Annotated in this window: 18 protein-coding genes; 5 read left to right on the top strand and 13 right to left on the bottom strand. The window is 64.0% G+C overall.

The annotated features are described in order from the left end of the window. Nucleotides 1–191 precede the first annotated feature (191 nt). Nucleotides 192–1,367 carry a Na+/H+ antiporter NhaA gene (nhaA, locus tag ACZ9GA_RS21660; RefSeq protein WP_457360817.1) on the top strand — a complete coding sequence of 392 codons (1,176 nt, stop codon included), beginning with the start codon at nucleotides 192–194 and terminating at the stop codon, nucleotides 1,365–1,367. A 125-nt stretch (nucleotides 1,368–1,492) separates the two neighbouring features. Here the strand turns inward: nhaA and ACZ9GA_RS21665 are convergent, their stop codons facing one another. The 6 genes from ACZ9GA_RS21665 to dinG form a co-directional block, all read right to left on the bottom strand. After that, nucleotides 1,493–1,957 (bottom strand): outer membrane lipoprotein, encoded by a 465-nt coding sequence (locus tag ACZ9GA_RS21665; protein WP_027977231.1) that lies wholly within the window; start codon nucleotides 1,955–1,957, stop codon nucleotides 1,493–1,495. 205 nt (nucleotides 1,958–2,162) lie between these two features. Continuing rightward, nucleotides 2,163–2,810, bottom strand: coding sequence for a pyridoxamine 5'-phosphate oxidase (pdxH, locus tag ACZ9GA_RS21670; RefSeq protein ID WP_457360816.1), 648 nt, complete (start codon nucleotides 2,808–2,810; stop codon nucleotides 2,163–2,165). Nucleotides 2,811–2,828: 18 nt separating this feature from the next. After that, nucleotides 2,829–3,830: an OmpA family protein gene (locus ACZ9GA_RS21675; RefSeq protein WP_457360815.1), complete on the bottom strand. Its 1,002-nt coding sequence runs from the start codon at nucleotides 3,828–3,830 to the stop codon at nucleotides 2,829–2,831. 116 nt (nucleotides 3,831–3,946) lie between these two features. Beyond that, on the bottom strand, nucleotides 3,947–5,092 hold the full coding sequence (locus ACZ9GA_RS21680; RefSeq protein ID WP_457360814.1) for a serine hydrolase domain-containing protein: 1,146 nt from the start codon (nucleotides 5,090–5,092) through the stop codon (nucleotides 3,947–3,949). A 225-nt stretch (nucleotides 5,093–5,317) separates the two neighbouring features. After that, nucleotides 5,318–7,606: a beta-galactosidase gene (locus ACZ9GA_RS21685; RefSeq protein ID WP_457360813.1), complete on the bottom strand. Its 2,289-nt coding sequence runs from the start codon at nucleotides 7,604–7,606 to the stop codon at nucleotides 5,318–5,320. An 83-nt stretch (nucleotides 7,607–7,689) separates the two neighbouring features. Further along, nucleotides 7,690–9,834 (bottom strand): ATP-dependent DNA helicase DinG, encoded by a 2,145-nt coding sequence (gene dinG, locus ACZ9GA_RS21690; RefSeq protein WP_457360812.1) that lies wholly within the window; start codon nucleotides 9,832–9,834, stop codon nucleotides 7,690–7,692. A 96-nt stretch (nucleotides 9,835–9,930) separates the two neighbouring features. Here dinG and ACZ9GA_RS21695 point away from each other — a divergent pair, with 96 nt between their 5' ends. Next, nucleotides 9,931–10,395: a CopD family protein gene (locus ACZ9GA_RS21695; protein WP_457360811.1), complete on the top strand. Its 465-nt coding sequence runs from the start codon at nucleotides 9,931–9,933 to the stop codon at nucleotides 10,393–10,395. 6 nt (nucleotides 10,396–10,401) lie between these two features. On the opposite strand, the gene ACZ9GA_RS21700 is transcribed toward ACZ9GA_RS21695, so the two are convergent. The 4 genes from ACZ9GA_RS21700 to ACZ9GA_RS21715 all read right to left on the bottom strand — a co-directional run bounded on the left by ACZ9GA_RS21700 (nucleotide 10,402) and on the right by ACZ9GA_RS21715 (nucleotide 13,152). Then, nucleotides 10,402–11,160, bottom strand: a complete 759-nt coding sequence (locus ACZ9GA_RS21700) for a collagen-like protein (RefSeq protein WP_457360810.1) — start codon at nucleotides 11,158–11,160, stop codon at nucleotides 10,402–10,404. Continuing rightward, nucleotides 11,153–11,431: a DUF1145 domain-containing protein gene (locus tag ACZ9GA_RS21705; RefSeq protein ID WP_457360809.1), complete on the bottom strand. Its 279-nt coding sequence runs from the start codon at nucleotides 11,429–11,431 to the stop codon at nucleotides 11,153–11,155. The genes ACZ9GA_RS21700 and ACZ9GA_RS21705 overlap by 8 nt, the downstream gene beginning before the upstream one ends. A 204-nt stretch (nucleotides 11,432–11,635) precedes the next feature. After that, nucleotides 11,636–12,361: a PA1041 family peptidoglycan-binding anchor lipoprotein gene (locus tag ACZ9GA_RS21710; RefSeq protein ID WP_457360808.1), complete on the bottom strand. Its 726-nt coding sequence runs from the start codon at nucleotides 12,359–12,361 to the stop codon at nucleotides 11,636–11,638. 89 nt (nucleotides 12,362–12,450) lie between these two features. Continuing rightward, on the bottom strand, nucleotides 12,451–13,152 hold the full coding sequence (locus ACZ9GA_RS21715) for a PA1041 family peptidoglycan-binding anchor lipoprotein (protein WP_457360807.1): 702 nt from the start codon (nucleotides 13,150–13,152) through the stop codon (nucleotides 12,451–12,453). A gap of 152 nt (nucleotides 13,153–13,304) precedes the next feature. On the opposite strand from ACZ9GA_RS21715, the gene ACZ9GA_RS21720 reads away from it, so the two are divergent. Together ACZ9GA_RS21720 and ACZ9GA_RS21725 are read left to right on the top strand one after the other, a co-directional pair. Then, the gene (locus tag ACZ9GA_RS21720; protein WP_457360806.1) at nucleotides 13,305–13,802 is read left to right on the top strand and encodes a DUF6231 family protein; all 498 of its coding nucleotides are present in this window, start codon (nucleotides 13,305–13,307) and stop codon (nucleotides 13,800–13,802) included. A 4-nt stretch (nucleotides 13,803–13,806) separates the two neighbouring features. Next, nucleotides 13,807–14,283: a YchJ family protein gene (locus ACZ9GA_RS21725; RefSeq protein ID WP_457360805.1), complete on the top strand. Its 477-nt coding sequence runs from the start codon at nucleotides 13,807–13,809 to the stop codon at nucleotides 14,281–14,283. Here ACZ9GA_RS21725 and ACZ9GA_RS21730 read toward each other — a convergent pair. Further along, nucleotides 14,273–14,809, bottom strand: a complete 537-nt coding sequence (locus ACZ9GA_RS21730; protein WP_457360804.1) for a hypothetical protein — start codon at nucleotides 14,807–14,809, stop codon at nucleotides 14,273–14,275. The two genes, ACZ9GA_RS21725 and ACZ9GA_RS21730, sit on opposite strands and share 11 nt — an antisense overlap. 103 nt (nucleotides 14,810–14,912) lie before the next feature. Here ACZ9GA_RS21730 and ACZ9GA_RS21735 point away from each other — a divergent pair, with 103 nt between their 5' ends. Further along, the gene (locus ACZ9GA_RS21735) at nucleotides 14,913–15,392 is read left to right on the top strand and encodes an LEA/WHy family protein (protein WP_457360803.1); all 480 of its coding nucleotides are present in this window, start codon (nucleotides 14,913–14,915) and stop codon (nucleotides 15,390–15,392) included. 6 nt (nucleotides 15,393–15,398) lie between these two features. Here ACZ9GA_RS21735 and ACZ9GA_RS21740 read toward each other — a convergent pair whose 3' ends face one another. Both ACZ9GA_RS21740 and ACZ9GA_RS21745 read right to left on the bottom strand, forming a co-directional pair. Beyond that, on the bottom strand, nucleotides 15,399–15,689 hold the full coding sequence (locus ACZ9GA_RS21740) for a helix-turn-helix domain-containing protein (protein ID WP_457360802.1): 291 nt from the start codon (nucleotides 15,687–15,689) through the stop codon (nucleotides 15,399–15,401). After that, the gene (locus ACZ9GA_RS21745; protein ID WP_457360801.1) at nucleotides 15,689–16,003 is read right to left on the bottom strand and encodes a hypothetical protein; all 315 of its coding nucleotides are present in this window, start codon (nucleotides 16,001–16,003) and stop codon (nucleotides 15,689–15,691) included. The genes ACZ9GA_RS21740 and ACZ9GA_RS21745 overlap by 1 nt, the downstream gene beginning before the upstream one ends. Nucleotides 16,004–16,041: the final 38 nt, after the last annotated feature.

Consider the following 16,041-nt stretch of genomic DNA (forward strand, 5'->3'; position numbering starts at 1 on the left):
GGTCTCGCTTCAGAAACGTCCTACAGTCGAATCAGACACGTCCTATCTCCTCCCCTCCAACGTTCTGCTAGTGTCCCGCCCCCTGCCAATCCGGCACTCTCCGTTATAACAAAAACGAATATAACTTTTGTTTTAACAACCGCCAGTACGGGTTAGGGTGTGCCCCTCGAACACAAGGATGGAGAGCGACCGTGCCTCTGCGTAGTACTCTGACACGATTTTTTCAGCTCGAAGCGGCCAGCGGCCTGCTGCTGATCGCCGCCGCCGTGCTGGCCCTGATCATCAACAACTCGCCCTTGTCCGGCCTGTACAACAGCTTCCTCGACACCCCCGTGGTGGCCCAGGTGGGTGCGCTGACAATCGCCAAGCCGCTGCTGTTGTGGATCAACGATGGCCTGATGGCGCTGTTCTTCTTGATCATCGGCCTTGAGGTCAAGCGCGAGGTGCTGGAAGGCCAGCTCTCCAATGTCTCGCAGGTTGCCCTGCCAGGGGCCGCGGCTATCGGTGGCATGGTGGTGCCGGCGCTGATTTTCTGGGCGCTGAACAAGGATGATCCGGCGGCGCTGGCCGGCTGGGCCATCCCCATGGCCACCGACATTGCCTTTGCCCTGGGCGTGCTGGCGTTGCTGGGCAAGCGCGTGCCGGTGTCGCTGAAGCTGTTCCTGATGACCTTGGCGATCATCGATGACCTGGGTGCCATCGTGGTCATTGCGCTGTTCTATTCGGGCGCCCTGTCCAGCCTGGCGCTGATGCTGGCGGCTGCCTGCCTGGTGGCATTGATCGCCATGAACCGCTTGGGCGTGGTGCGCCTGGCGCCGTACCTGATCATTGGGGCCATTCTGTGGGTGTGCGTGCTCAAGAGCGGCGTGCACGCCACCCTGGCGGGCGTCACGCTGGCGTTCTGCATACCCTTGCGTACCCGCCACGCCGAAACCTCGCCGTCGCGCACCCTGGAGCATGCCCTGCACCCGTGGGTGGCTTACGCGATCCTGCCGCTGTTTGCGTTCGCCAACGCCGGCGTGCCGCTGGCAGGCGTGACCCTGGACAGCTTTACCCACCACGTGCCCCTGGGCATCGCCAGTGGCCTGCTGATCGGCAAGACACTGGGGGTGTTCGGCCTGACCTGGCTGGCCATCAAGGTGGGCTTGGCGCACCTGCCACAGGGCGCCAGCTGGATGCAGCTGCTGGGGGTGTCGATACTGTGCGGGATCGGCTTCACCATGAGTTTGTTCGTGGGGTCGCTGGCGTATGTGCCGGGGCAGAGTGTGTTTGCCGGGGAGGACCGCATGGGGATTTTGGCCGGCTCGATTGTGGCGGCGTTTGTGGGGTATGCAGTTACTGCGTGGGCCAGTCGGGTTCGGCAGTGAGCTTTTCCCGAGCTTCGCCCGGTCCCACAGCCCCCCTGTGGGACCGGGCGAAGCTCGGGAAACAGGCGACACAAATCCCAGACAACAAAAAACCGGCCGAGGCCGGTTTTTTGTTGCAGCATGAATCAGTGCGAAACGCGGCTGGTGCCATCCACCGTCATGATGCGAACACGTTCGCCCACGCGGAAGATCTCGTTTTCCTGAACCTGCTGCACATAGGCGCGCATGCTGCCGTCGTCTTCACGCACGGTGATCTCCACGCCCTGGGCGCGGGTCATGCCTTCTTCGGCGGCCGAACCCACCAGGCCACCGGCCACGGCACCGATCACCGCAGTGATGATGCTGCCGCGACCACCACCGATGGCACTACCGGCGACGCCGCCGACCACGGCGCCAGCGCCGGCGCCGATCGGGGTCTTGGTGCCTTCGAGCTTGACCGGGCGCAGGGACTCGATGGTACCCATACGCACGGTCTGCACACGGCGAGCTTCATCACGCGAATAGGTATCACCCGTCAGGTTGGAGACACAGCCGCCCAGGAACAGGGACGTAGTCGTGAAGCAGGCAAGAAGCAGTGCAGATTTACGCATGAAATTTCTCCGAGGGGCGTATGTGCCCATTAAACGCTGACGATCGCAGGCTGTCACGACGCCAGCTTGGATAATTTGTGTCCATTCAGCTCGAGTACAGCCGCTTGACGGGCTTGGAACGAGCGACGGCAGGGCATAGTCACTTAAGAGCAACTATGCCATATCGTCTGGACAACAGAGGAGAGCAAAAGGTCGAACGCGATGATCAGGGGGCCAGGCGTTCGCGCAGCCAGGCCTGATCAGCCCGACGGTAGTTGAGGCGATCGTGCAGCCGGCTGGACCGCCCTTGCCAGAACTCGATGCGCTCGGGTACCAGGCGGTAACCGCCCCAATGCTCAGGACAGTCTGGTTGGGTGTCGCTGAAACGCTGCTCGGTGGCCTTGAGCAGGCCTTCGAGTTCGGCGCGATCGGCGATCACCCGACTTTGCGGCGAAGCCCAGGCCCCCAGGCGGCTGCCCAGCGGGCGCACCTGGTAGTAGGCGTCCGATTCGGCATGGCTGACCTTGCTGACCCGCCCTTCGATACGCACCTGGCGCTCAAGGGTGGGCCAGAAGAACGTCATGGCCGCAAACGGGTTGGCCGCAAGCTGCCGCCCCTTGGCGCTTTCATAGTTGGTGAAAAAGGTGAAGCCCTGGGTGTCCAGGGCCTTGAGCAACAGCACACGGCAATGTGGCCGCCCATCGGCGTCGACGGTGGCCAGCGTCATCGCGTTGGCCTCCACCGGCGCCTGCTCGGTCTTTATCGCCTCTTCGAACCAGCGCGTGAACAACTCGAACGGCTCGACCGGGGCATTGGCCTCGGTCAGGCCGTCACGGGTGTAGTCACGGCGCATATCGGCCAAAGCCTGGGTCATTGCGCGTTTCCTTGACGATCAGTTCTGGGTTTGCGCGACGGCGTCAGCCTTTTTCTTGGCCGGCGCTGCCGCCTTGGCTGGGGTTACTTTCTTCTTGGCAACTGCCTTGGCCGGGGCTTTTTTCGCGGCGGCTTTCTTGGCAACGGCTTTCTTGCCAGCCGGTGCGGCGGCCGGGGCCGGCTTGACGTCCTGCACGGCAACCATCTCGGCCACTGGCGGGGTCGGTGCGCTGTACTTGGCCACCAGGGCAACCATGGTTTCCTGCGGGGTCAGCACGATCTCGATACGACGGTTCAGGGCACGGCCCTGGACGCTGTCGTTGGCGGCGCGAGGCATCAGCGAACCCATGCCGCGTGCGGCCAGGCGCTGGCCCTTCAGGCCGCTGAGGCGGAAGATGGCGCTGACCGACTGGGCGCGCTGCAAGCTGATTTTCTGCACATCGGCAGCACCGGTGGCATCGGCGTGGCCCAGGATCAGCACGGCGGTCTTGGGATCAGTCTCGACTGCCTTGGCAATGCTGGTGATCGGGCTCAGGGTAACAGGCAGCAGCAGCTCGGGGCGCTTGGGGTTGAAGCTGCCGTCGATCGGCGCAACCACCACCAGCACGTCCTGGCGACGCTCAACCTGGAAGCTGGTGCCCTTGACCGCTTCACGCACTTTCGGCTCGTAGCTGTCCAGCCAGGCCTGGGTCATCTTGGCGTCGATCTTCGGTACGGCGGCCACGGCAGGCGCGCCAGGCTTGGCAGCGCTGTCGCTGGAACCGCCAAACGGCCAGTACCATTTCTTTTCAGTGGCGGCCGGGGCGGCTGCCACGGCTACCGGGGCAACGGCCGGCTTGGCCTCATCCTTGTTCACCTTGTCGGTGATTGCGCCTGCCACATCCTTGTCTACCGCCTTGTCGGAACTGCCGAACGACCACCAGTGGGCGCCGCCGTTGTCAGCCGATGTGTTTTGTGGAGTCTGAGCGCAGCCGGTTACAGCCAGGCACAGGGCAAACGCAATGGATTTATTGGTGTACATAAGCTTTCCACAAGGATGAGGTTGATACAAATCGGGTTAGAAAACCCGTTTAAACCGTTGATTGAATAGTAGTTGAATCGGTCCGATTCAGCGTGCCGCCGGTCGATCCGCGCAGTTTATAGACAAGTGGCAAGCACCCGCACCAGCTTTTGTGCACGCGGGTCCATCAAGACGTAGGGGCCCAGGGTATTGGTGACAAAACCGAAGGCCACATCGTGCTCGGGATCGGCGAAACCGACCGAGCCACCGGCGCCTGGATGGCCGAAAGCACGAGCCCCCAAACCGAATGTGGCATTGGCCAGCTGCGGCTGGTCCAGCATGCAACCCAGGCCGAAACGGGTGGCGGTCAACAAGGTCTTGTCCTGGCCGATGCTGTGTTCGCGGGTCAGCTCGTTGAGCAGTTCCGACTCCAGCAGGCTGCCGTCGAGCAGGCCGGCGTAGAAGCCCGCCAGGCTGCGTGCGTTGCCATGGCCATTGGCCGCCGGTTGCTGCATGCGACGCCACTCAGGCTTGTTGGTGCTGGTGAGCACCGACGGCGGATTGGTAAAGGCACGGGTGCTCATGGCAGCAGGCTCGCGCATGGTCACCTGCAGCAGGCGCTGGGCCGCTTCGTCGCCCATGTTGCCCTTGCTGCGGGCAATGTGCGCGACGCGGTAGAACTCTTCGTCAGCCAGGCCGACGTGAAAATCCAGACCCAGCGGCTTGGCCACGCGGGCGACGATGGATTCGCCCGGGCCACGGCCGTCGGCGCGACGCAGCAGTTCGCCGATCAGCCAGCCGTAGGTAATGGCCGCGTAACCGTGACCGGTGCCTGGCGTCCACCAGGGCGCCTCGGCGGCCAGGGCGTCGACCATCACCTGCCAGTCGTACAGGGCCTCGGCGGGCAGCACATCACGCAGCGCTGGCAGGCCGGCCTGGTGGCACAGCAGTTGGCGCAGGGTGATGCTGTCTTTGCCGGCGGCGGCGAATTCAGGCCAGTAGCGAGCGACGGGCACGTCGAGGTCGAGCTTGCCCTCGCCCACCAGTTGCAGGGCGGTGACGGCCGTGAAGGTCTTGGTGCAGGAGAACAGGTTGGCAATGGTATCGCTGTGCCAGGCCTGCTGGCCGTCCTTGTCGGCAGTACCGGCCCACAGGTCGACGACCGTGTTGCCACCTACCTGGATGCACAGCGCGGCGCCGCGTTCCTGGGGATCGTCGAACAAGGCGGCGAAGGCCTCGCGCACCGCCTCGAACTGAAGCTCGTAATGACCCTGAATCTGCACCCACCCACTCCCTGCACAGCATTGAACAAAGTGGGGGGCATTGTTCCAGCCCTTGGGCCATTTGTGAACACATGCATGCCCGGCGGTAGGTATCTTTCTGCATACAGGGTTTGACGTGTGGGAGCGGGTTCTACCCGCGAAGGGCACACCGCGCAGCACCTGGCGCAGGGCGGCGCGCCTTTCGCGGGCAGAGCCCGCTCCCACGCAGAGCCCGCTCCCTCAAGGTTATTTGTGCGCAGCGCCGCCTTTGGCGTGGCTGCCAGCCTTGTCGCCTTTCTCGGCAGGCGCCGCTACGGTGAGGCCTTTGGCCAGTTGGTCGAGACTGTCCTGGTTACTCTTGCGTACCGCCGCGACAAAGCCCTGATACGGCACGTCGGTGATGCCCACCAGGCCGAAATGACCGTTCTCGCCATCCAGCAGGCGGCCCGTCACGGGCTGGTCCAGGTACTGAAACCAATGCACGCCGACGATGGTGGGTTCCTGCAGCGCTGCCTTGAGGAAGGTGGCATAGGCCGTGCCACGGTCCTCTTCCTTGGCCACTTCCATCGGCCCCGGCCAGAACGGGCCGCGGTCACGCGAACCGAAGGTGAACTCGGACACCAGCACCGGCTTGTCCAGCTGGCGCAGACGGGCGAAGTCGTAGCCGTCCTGGGGTTTGGGCGTATAGAAATTGAAGCTCAGCACGTCACAGTACTGGGCGCACGAGTCCACCGCTTCCGGGCTGGAAACGGCGTAGCGGCCACCCAGCAGCAGGTGGTTGGGGGCGTGCCATTTGAGCGCATCGGCGATGGTCTTGAAGTAGGTGTCGGCGAACGCGCGCTGGAACTGCTTGAGGTCGGCCTCGATTTCCGGGTGCTCGGCGTTCGGCAGCGGTGCCTGGAAGCCGGGGTCTTCCATCAGCTCCCAGGCCGGCAGGTTGATGCCCCAGGCCTTGGACAGCCCTTCCTGGTTGCGGTACTTGTCGCGCAGTTGCTTGAGGAACGCGCGCTTGGCCGGTACGTCGGTGGTCTGGCGCAAGGTGCCATAGGCCAGCGCGTAACGGGATTTGGGCTCACTGCCGGGGCCGGCCCAGGCCAGTTCGTTGTCGGCGAAGTAGCCGATCAGGTAGGGATCGTCACGGTGATCACGGGCGGCGATGGCCACGGCACGCTCGGTGGCCATGGCAAAGCGCGGGTCGAACGGATCGGGCATGCGGCCCCACCAGTCCATGCCGGTGCTGATGCTGGCGTAGTCACCCACGATCGACAGCGGCAGTACATACGGCACGCGCTGGTTGCCTTCCAGGGTCGACGCGCTCCAGTTGCCCAGGGTATTGAAACCCCAGGCCTGCAGGCGGTCCAGGGTGTGCTTCTGCCAGCGGATGGCATCGAACGGCTGCGCCGCACACGGCGCCTGGGCAGTCGGGGTGCAAGGGGTGGCGTAGGTGCGCTGCAGGTTGGCGCCGTAGAAATCGAACCAGCGACCGCTGCCGAAACCACGGCCCACGGACGAACCGTTACCGTCCTGGTTGTTGCTCTGACCGTAGTATTGCGCGCCCGCCTCGTCGGCCTTGGGCAGGCTGGTGAACATCCACTCGCGTCCCTGCACGTAGGTACGGTCGTTGTCGGCGGCGACTGCATTGACGCCCAGCGAATAGAACGGGTGCCCCAGGGGGGTAACCAGGTACCAGCGGCCATCGCGTTTTTCGGTGCGGAAGAAGCCGCTGGCATTGAACGCCGGGCCCTGGGTCAGGCCACCAAACTTGTCCAGTGGCGCCTTGTCACGCTCGGCCAGCCAGCCCTTGAGCTGCGCCTGTTCACGTGTGGCGGCCGCCTTGAGCTGATCGTCACTGCTGACCTTCTCGGGCCAGCGACCACGGTTGAACTGGCCGTATTCGTCAACCAGATCGGCATAGGCGGCTTTCTGCATGACATCGCCTTCCACCACGCCAAAACGCTCCAGCAGGATGTTTTGCGCAGCGGCGGGCTTGTCCATCGACAGGGTCACCGACACCACCTGGCTGGCGCTGAGTTCGCCCTCGCTGCTGGCCAGCAGCGTGCGTTGGCCGTCGTGCATCCACGGCATCGGCGGGCCGGCGCGCATGCCCTGGCTGAGTGGCGAATTGGCCGCCAGCGGAATCACCAGGGTCTGCGCCGGGCCTGCCGGCAGGTCGATGCGGCTGGTCAGCGTCTTGCCGTCGCTGCTCTGGATTTTCACGTACAGGGTCACGGCCCAGTCCATGGCGCTTTGCGCCCGCAGGGTCATGGCGCTGTCGGCGGACCAGTCCCACACGCCGGTCTGCGGCTTGAGGGTCAGGCTGGGGGCGGCGACCGGGTTGAAGGTCACCCGGCGCAACACCTCCCCTTCGGCCGTCTGTTCGGCGTTGTACTGCGGCAGGCTGGCATCGGCGGTCGTCACCTGCACCACATCGGCGGGACGAACGAAGTTGAACAGCGTCTGCTGCGCGCCAGGGGCCGCCAGCAGCGGGGTGGCAACCAGCAGTGCGAATACAGCGGGTAACGAACGGCGAATCATGGGGTTCCAGCTCTCCTTGACGGCCGGTGTCGGCCTCGATCAGGTGTATAGACAGTTAAGCAGGGCAATGTTGCCCTGCTGCCTCAGGATATTTCGCGGCGGAACGGCGGCAGGGCGTTGAGGATCGCCTTGCCATAGCGCTGAGTGACCAGACGGCGGTCCAGCAGGGTGATGGTGCCGCGGTCCTGCTCGGTACGCAGCAGTCGGCCACAGGCCTGAATCAGCTTCAAGGAGGCGTCGGGCACGGCAATTTCCATGAACGGGTTGCCGCCCCGCGCTTCGATCCATTCGGCCAGGGCCGCTTCCACCGGGTCGTCCGGCACCGCAAAGGGGATCTTGGCGATGACCACGTGCTCGCAGTAGGCGCCGGGCAAGTCGACACCTTCGGCGAAGCTGGCCAGGCCGAACAGCACGCTGGAGTCGCCGCCATCGACGCGCGCCTTGTGCTTGTTCAGGGTCTCCTGCTTGGACAGGTTGCCCTGGATGAACACCTGCTTGCGCCAATCGCGGTCCAGGCCGTCGAACACGTCCTGCATCTGCCGGCGCGAGGAGAACAGCACCAGGGTGCCGCGCGAGCCTTCCACCAGGCTGGGCAGGTCGCGGATGATGGCGGCGGTGTGCGCGGTGGCGTCGCGCGGGTCGGCACGCAGGTCCGGCACGCGCAGCACACCGGCATCGGCGTGGTGGAACGGGCTGGGCACCACGGCGGTGACAGCCGTCTTGGGCAGACCCGAACGCATGCGGAAGCGGTCGAACTTGCCCAGCGCGGTCAAGGTGGCCGAGGTCACCACGGCGCCGTGGGCGACGTTCCACAGGTTGCGCCGCAGCATCTCGGCGGCCAGGATGGGGCTGGCGTTGACTTCGATGTCGAACATGGCACCGGCCTCGGCCAGGGTCAGCCAGCGCGCCATGGGCGGGCTGTCTTCCGGGTCTTCGGCGGTGAAGGCGGTCCACAGTTCCCAGTTGCCCTGGGCACGGGACTGCAGGCCGCCGAACAGCGGGTACCATTCCTCGGCCTGGTGGCTGGCGATGCCGATACTCTTCTCGGCGTCCATGCCTTCCTTGAGCAGGTCGGCCAGGCGGGTGAACAGGTCGTTGAGACGGGCGAAGCCCTTCTTCAGCTCGATGCCCATTTCGCGCATGTGCTCAGGCACCACGCCGCCGACAAAACGATGGCGTGGGCGTTCGCGCCCTTCCATGTCCTCACCGGCGCGGAAGTCGGCCAGCTGCTCGCACGCGCTGAACATGAACTGCTGGTGGGTCTTGATCTCGCGCGCCAGCTCCGGCACCTGCTCGATCCACTTGCCCAGGTCGCCGGGCAACGGGTTCTGGGCCAGCAACTTGGTGAGGTTCTTGGCCGTGGTTTCCAGCCAGTCGGCGGTGGAGCGCAGACGGGTGTAATGGGCGAAATGGCCGATGGCCTTGTCCGGCAGGTGGTGGCCTTCGTCGAACACGTACATGGTGTCGCGCGGGTCAGGCAGCACGGCGCCGCCACCCAGGGCCAGGTCGGCCAGCACCATGTCGTGGTTGGTGACGATCACGTCGACCTTGCCCATGCCTTCGCGGGCCTTGTAGAAGGCGCACTGCTGGAAGTTGGGGCAATGGCGGCTGGTGCACTGGCTGTGGTCGGTGGTAACGCGGGCCCAGTCCTTGTCTTCCAGGGCGGTGGCCCAGCTGTCACGGTCGCCGTCCCATTTGTTGCCGGCCAGCTTCTCGATCATGCTGGTGAACAGCTTCTGGCTGGCTTCGTCCACCTCGATGCGGAAGCCCTCCTCCTCGAACAGTTGGGCGGTGGCCGTCTGCGCGTGGCCTTCCTGCAACAGCACGTCCAGTTTGGACAGGCACAGGTAGCGGCCGCGGCCCTTGGCCAGCGAGAACGTGAAGTTCAGGCCGCTGTTCTTCATCAGGTCGGGCAGGTCCTTGTAGACGATCTGCTCCTGCAGCGCGACGGTGGCCGTGGCGATGACCAGGCGCTTGCCCGCCTCCTTGGCAGCCGCGATCGCCGCCAGGCTGTAGGCCACGGTCTTGCCGGTACCGGTGCCGGCCTCGACGGCCACCACGGCGCAGTCGCCCGAGCGACGCCCTTCGTCGTCACACTCGATGTCGCCCAGTACCTTGGCGACTTCGGCGATCATCAAGCGCTGGCCATAGCGAGGCTTGAGGCTCTTGGCTTCGAGGAAACGCGTATAGGCGCCCTGTATCTGGGTTTTGAGTTGGTTGCTGATCATGATTCTGGGGCGTGAACGCCTGGATAAATTTTCAGTGTTTCATTAAGGGCCGCTATCATACCCCGCTAAACCCTCGCGCGCTGAACGGAGATCCACATGGCAGCCTTTGCCCCCCTCTACACCTTGCATGTCTGGGCAGCCTTCATCTGGGTGGGCGGCATGTTCTTCGCCTGGCTGGTGCTGCGCCCGGCGGCGGTTACAGCCCTGGACGCACCGGCGCGGCTGAAGCTGTGGCGGGAAGTTTTCCGACGCTTTTTTATCTGGGTCTGGGTGTCTGTGCTGATTCTTCCGATCAGTGGCATCGGCATGATCCAGATCAGCTTCAGCGGTTTCGAGACCGCGCCGCGCTATGTGCAGGTGATGATGGGGTTGTACGTGGTGATGGTGGCGTTGTTCCTGCGCATCACCGCCCTGCAACTGCCCACCTTCAACACCGCCGTGCAGGCAGAGGACTGGGCAGGCGCCGGTACCCAGCTGGCGCAGATACGCCGGCTGGTGGGCATCAACCTGATCATCGGTTTCCTGCTGGTGGCGGTGGCCGCGGCGCGACCACCGCTGTAGGTGCGGTTACAGGCGCTGAAGGGTCAGCGCACCGGGGCGACCGGCCACGCCCGGCTCGCCCGGCTGGCCAGCACGGCCGGCCTTGGCGCCTGCGGTGCTATAGATGAAGCAGCCCTTGGACTTGCCACCGGCGCCCGCCTTGCCGGCCTTGCCCGCCAGACCGCCCGCGCCGCCGTCCAGTTCGACCTTGATGGCGTTGGCCGGGTAGTCGCGCGGCACTTGCAGGTGCACCTGGGCACCGGCAGCGCCATCATGCCCGTTGCCGCCATTGAGGCCGTCGTGGCCGCGGCCGGCGTCGCCCCACAGGCAACCCGGCGCATCGCCGTTGGCGCCATCCAGGCCGAAATAGCCCGGCGCACCGGCGCCACCACGGGCGTCAATCGACAACAGCGGACCACTGAGGGACTGCAATTGCAGGGTCAGGTCGCGGCCCGGCAGGGCGTCCTTTTCATAGGTGCCCGGGGCGCCACGGGCCAGGATCTGGCTGCCCTCGCCCAGTTCGGCGTGGCGCGCCTCGATACGCAATTGCTCACTGCCCGGCACGATGGCGATACGCGCTTCATGCCCCAGGTGCAGCTCGCCCACTTTCAGTTCCACCAGGTTGTCCGGCACCAGCAAGGTGGCGTAGTCCTCCACCACCAGGCGGTCGAGGGTCAGCACGCCGTCCTTGCCGGGCAGGCGCATCAACGAATGGGGTTCGACACTCAAGCTTTGGGCCATTGCCAAAGGCGTGAACAACGCCGCTACCAGACACAGCCTACGCATTGTTGCTCTCCTGCACCGACCGGGTCGGAATTGAACGCACATGAAATATACCCACCAGCAGGATCTGCAGGCGGTCAAACCAGGGATGGGAACGGCCACGCAAGCTGGCGTGGAAGAACAGGACTTCAAGCAGATGCAACAGCATCAACGTCGCGCCGGTCAGGTTGATCAGCGATCGGAACGGATGCGTCATGGGCATGAGCAGATTGACCAGTACCACCCACCAGAACAACACCGTCAAGGCCTTGCCCAGGGTCCACAACCACGCCATGCCCGCCCCCATTGATTATTCTTTCCCCGCACAGTAACGCCGGGGTGGTGTTTGTGCCATATCTGCATGAACAAAAAATGACAGAATTTCGCCATAACCGCGTAGCCGCTGCCGACAGGCTGCGCTGGCCCTGTGATTCACTGGAGATGTTCAGTGTATTAAAGGGCCAGCGCAGCCTGGCGGCAGCTCCTACGGGTGGGGCAGTCAGCGGTTGATGTGCAGCTCGACACGGCGGTTTTTCGCGCGGCCTTCGTCAGTGTCGTTGTCAGCCACCGGCTTGCGCTCGCCATCGCCTTCGCTGGTCACCTTGTTGGCGGCCAGCCCCTGACTGATCAGGAACTTGGCCACGCTGTCAGCGCGCCGCTCGGACAATTTCTGGTTATAGGCGTCGGTGCCCTTGCTGTCGGTGTGGCCCACCACCTTGACGCTGACCACATCGGCGGCCTTGAGCTTGCTCATCAGGTCCTGCAGCTGGCTGCGGGCTTCCTGGGTAAGGGCCGAGGAATCGAAGGCAAACAACACATTGCCGGCGTCGCTGAGGGTGATCACCTCTTCAGGCGGCGGGGTCGGCTCGGGCGCCTTGACCGTTGCCGGGTATTGCGGCAATGGGCAACCCATGTGGTTGACCGGGGTATTGGGCGGCGTGTCGGGGCAATGGTCGCGGCGGTCGAACACCCCGTCGCCATCCTCGTCGCCATCCTGCGCGTAACAGATCAAGCCACCGGTGACTGCGCCCAGAACGCCCAGGCCACCGGCCCAGGATGAGCTTTTGATGGCGCCAAGGCCGCCACCCACTACACCACCGATAAGGCTGCAGATAGGCCAGTTCTTTTGATTGAGCGGGGCACTGCCATCGCTGGTAGTGGCGCAACCGGTGAGAACACTGCTGACCAGAAGAACGGGTAACGCTGCCCGCCAGATTGATCTCATATGAAATGCTCCTGTGTCACCGGCCGGTGCCGGTAACACAGGAGTAAAGACCGGCCTGTGAAATTCACAAGCCGCGCGTGGCGAGGTTTTCAGCGGTCGAGGCGGATTTCCACCCGACGGTTCTGGGCGCGGCCATCAGCCGTCTTGTTATCGGCCACAGGCTGGGTCTCGCCCGCACCGGTAACGGAGACGAAGCTGGAGCGTGGAATGCCCGCACTTACCAGGTAGTCCACCACCGAATGGGCGCGGCGGTCAGACAGCTTTTTGTTGTAGCCAGGCTTGCCGACGCTGTCGGTATGACCGGTTACGGTCAGCTGGGTGGACGGCGCCTCGGTTTTGAGTTTGGTCGCAACCTTGTCCAATTGCGCCTTGTCCGGGCCAGTCAGGCGCGCCGAGTCGAACTCGAAGTGCACATCCCGGATGACGATGACTTCCTGCTTGGGCAGCGGCGCCGGTTCGGCGACAGGGGCCGGGGCCGGTGGCGGGAATGGGCAACCGGTGGCATCGACCGGCGTGCCGCGCGGGGTATGCGGGCACTTGTCGACGCTGTCCATCACGCCGTCGCCGTCTTCGTCACCGTCGCCATGCACCCAGCAATAGGCTGCCGCCACACCGCCGCCCACCAGCACGCCCCACCCGGCCCAGGTCGAGTTCTCGATCGACCCCAAGGCTGCGCCCGTCACGCCCCCGACCGCAGCGCACTTGGGCCAGTCGGTTTTCTGCAAACCTGCGCAACCAGTCAACACACTGGTTAGCAGTACCAAAGGTAGCGCCTTACTCACTATGCTCATCAGGTTTCTCTCCAAATGGGGGGGAATCGGCGGACAACCGACTGCATTGGGAGTAAAGACGGCAGTTTGCAGATGCGCCAGCAATAAGCCATACAGGCTAGGTTTCGGCCCGGAACAAGGCTAGTCTTGGCAGTTCTGATCGAGGATGCTCAATGACTGCAAGCTTTTCTACGCGCACGCCGCAACAGGCGCTGGCCGCCCTTCTGGATCGCTATGCCCCGCAGCGCCTGCTGGTGGTAGGCGCCAGTGATTTCCCGGCGCTGGCCGCCTTCCGTGAAGCTCACCCGGACAGCGTCGTCGCCCAGGCCGTCCCGGGCGCGCTGCCTGCCGACCTTGCCGGTCAGCGTTTTGACCTGGCGGTGGTGGTCGATTGCCTGGAACACCTGCCCAAGCGCCCGGCACTGGAACTGTTGGCCGGCATCCGCAACCTCAACGCCAGTCGCATTGCCGTGCTGGCAGACCTGGCCGCCTGCGGCTGGGCGGAAACCGACTTCTACGCCTTGGCCCTGCAGGCCAGCGAGCGCTTCCAGCGCGACCAGCAGGTGCTGACCCTGTTCACCTATGATCTGCGTGAATATAAGCAGGTGCCCGACTGGCTCAATTCGCGCTTCTGGGCCAACCCGGAGAATTTTGGCAAGTACTGGTGGTAACCCGATGAGCACAAGCATTTGCCCTTGCGGCAGCGGCAACCTGTTGGACGCCTGCTGCGGCCATTATCACGCCGGCCTGCCGGCACCCGACGCCCAGGCGCTGATGCGCTCGCGCTACAGCGCCTACGTGCTGGGCCTGATCGATTACCTGGTGGCCACCACCTTGCCGGTGCAGCAGAGCGGCCTGGACCGCCAGGCCATCGGCGACTGGAGCGCCCAGAGCACCTGGCTGGGTTTGACGGTGGAAAGCGCCGAGGTGTTCGGCGGCCAGCCCGAGCACGCGTTCGTGACCTTCGTGGCGCGCTGGCATGACGCCGCGGGCGAGCACAGCCACCGCGAGCGTTCGTCGTTTGTGCAGAATGCCGGGCGCTGGTATTTCATCGACCCGACGGTGCCATTGAAGGCAGGGCGCAATGACGCCTGTCCGTGCGCCAGTGGGCAGAAGTTCAAGAAGTGCTGCGCCGGTTATATCAGCGCGTGATTTTCAGGTGGCTGGTGTCTGGCGGCGGGGGTGCAGCGGGCCGAGCCTTCTGGCCCATGTCGCTGCCGGCCGGGGCCAGGCTGAATTGCGCCAAGTCCAGGCGCGGCGGCAGTACCTGGGGCTTTTCCGGCTGCAGGTCGCTACCCGCTTCCGCCACATCGTAGTCAGGGGCCTGCACCTCGACGAACGCCGCCATGTAGCAATCGCGCGCCACCCAGGGCTCGGCCATTTTTGCCGGTTTGCGGACAAACCCCGGCGCGTCGGGCGGAGGCGCCATTTCGATCTCCTCCACCGACACCGGCACCGCCTCGACGGTGACCACGATCCCGGCGCGCTCAAGCGTCGAGCGGTACTTCTCCGCGGCCTGGGGATCCAGGTCACTCTTGAGCACCAGCCGCCGGCCACTGAACAACGCATCGATGCGCGCGCCATCGGACTGGAACAGCTTGGCCAGGTTGGCCTTCACCAGCGCCAACTGCGCACCGGGCACCAACTCGCCGCGGAAGACAATTTCGAACAGTCCCATAGCTCTGGTCCATCGAGGGTAATGGCCACAGTATGGCCCATTCAGGATTTTGCCAACAAGCCAGGTGTGGGTTGTAGACTCAAGGCAACGCGAGGGACTGACCATGCATAAATGGACACTGCGCCTGATCACTGTCTGCCTGTTGCTGGGCCTGCACGGCTGCGCCAGCTGGTTTGCCGACGACAGCCGCACGCCCGAGGTGCACCTGCTTTCCGTGCAGGTGGTGAAAGCCAAGCTGTTGCAGCAGCAGTTCATGCTGCACTTTCGCATCGACAACCCCAACGACAGCACCCTCACCGTGCGCGGCCTCAAGTACCGCGTGCAACTGGCCGGCTTCCTGCTGGCCGACGACGAATACGACGAATGGCTGCGGGTGGATGGCCACTCCAGTGCCCGCTACGACGTGCCGGTGCGCACCAACCTGTGGGAGCACCTGCGCGATGTGGTGAAGCTGTTGAAGCATCCTGACCGGCCGATTCCCTATCGGTTGGAGGGGGAGTTGAAGACGGGGGTGGTGGATTGGGATGAGGTGGTGTTGCGGCGTAGTGGGGAGGTTATGCCGGGGGAGTTGATGCGCAAATAGTGCTGATCATCGGCGCAATGCCGCAAGGACATGCTCGGGGTCATTGTAGATGGCACGCAGTAGCGCCCTTGCAGGCCCCTCAGGCTCGCGACGCCCTTGCTCCCAATTGCGCAAGGTGCCCACGGCCACGTCGATGGTTCGGGCAAAACCTTCCTGCGATAGTCCTGTCGATTGACGTATCTCCTTCACCTTCAAGGCATCCACATAAAACACCCGGGACGGCTCGCGGACACCGCGATGAATCTCGTCCATTTCCTGCATGCCTTGCAGAAGGCGATTGAATAGCTCTTTTTCCATTATGACCAACCTCGATTCAGCGCATTGAGCTGACGTTTTTCTTCCTCAAGCAGATCATCCTTGATCCCCTTCTGATAAATCAGGATCAACCGCAACTGATCCATGGGCATCAAGTAATAATAGATGATCCGCACCCCTCCCCTTTTTCCTCGGCTTGCGACTGACCAGCGAACCTTTCTCAGTCCACCGGTGCCGGGAATTCTGTCGCCTGCTTCCGGATCGCGAGCCAGGAAAACCTGAAATGCACGGTACTCCTCATCAGTGAGGTACTTGGGCAAGTCCTCGGTAAATACCCGCGTTTCTACAAAAATCATCAAGATTCCAGCTACGTCATTGGCGTACAAAAAGCCTA

The organism is Pseudomonas sp. TE3644 (genome assembly GCF_056278815.1).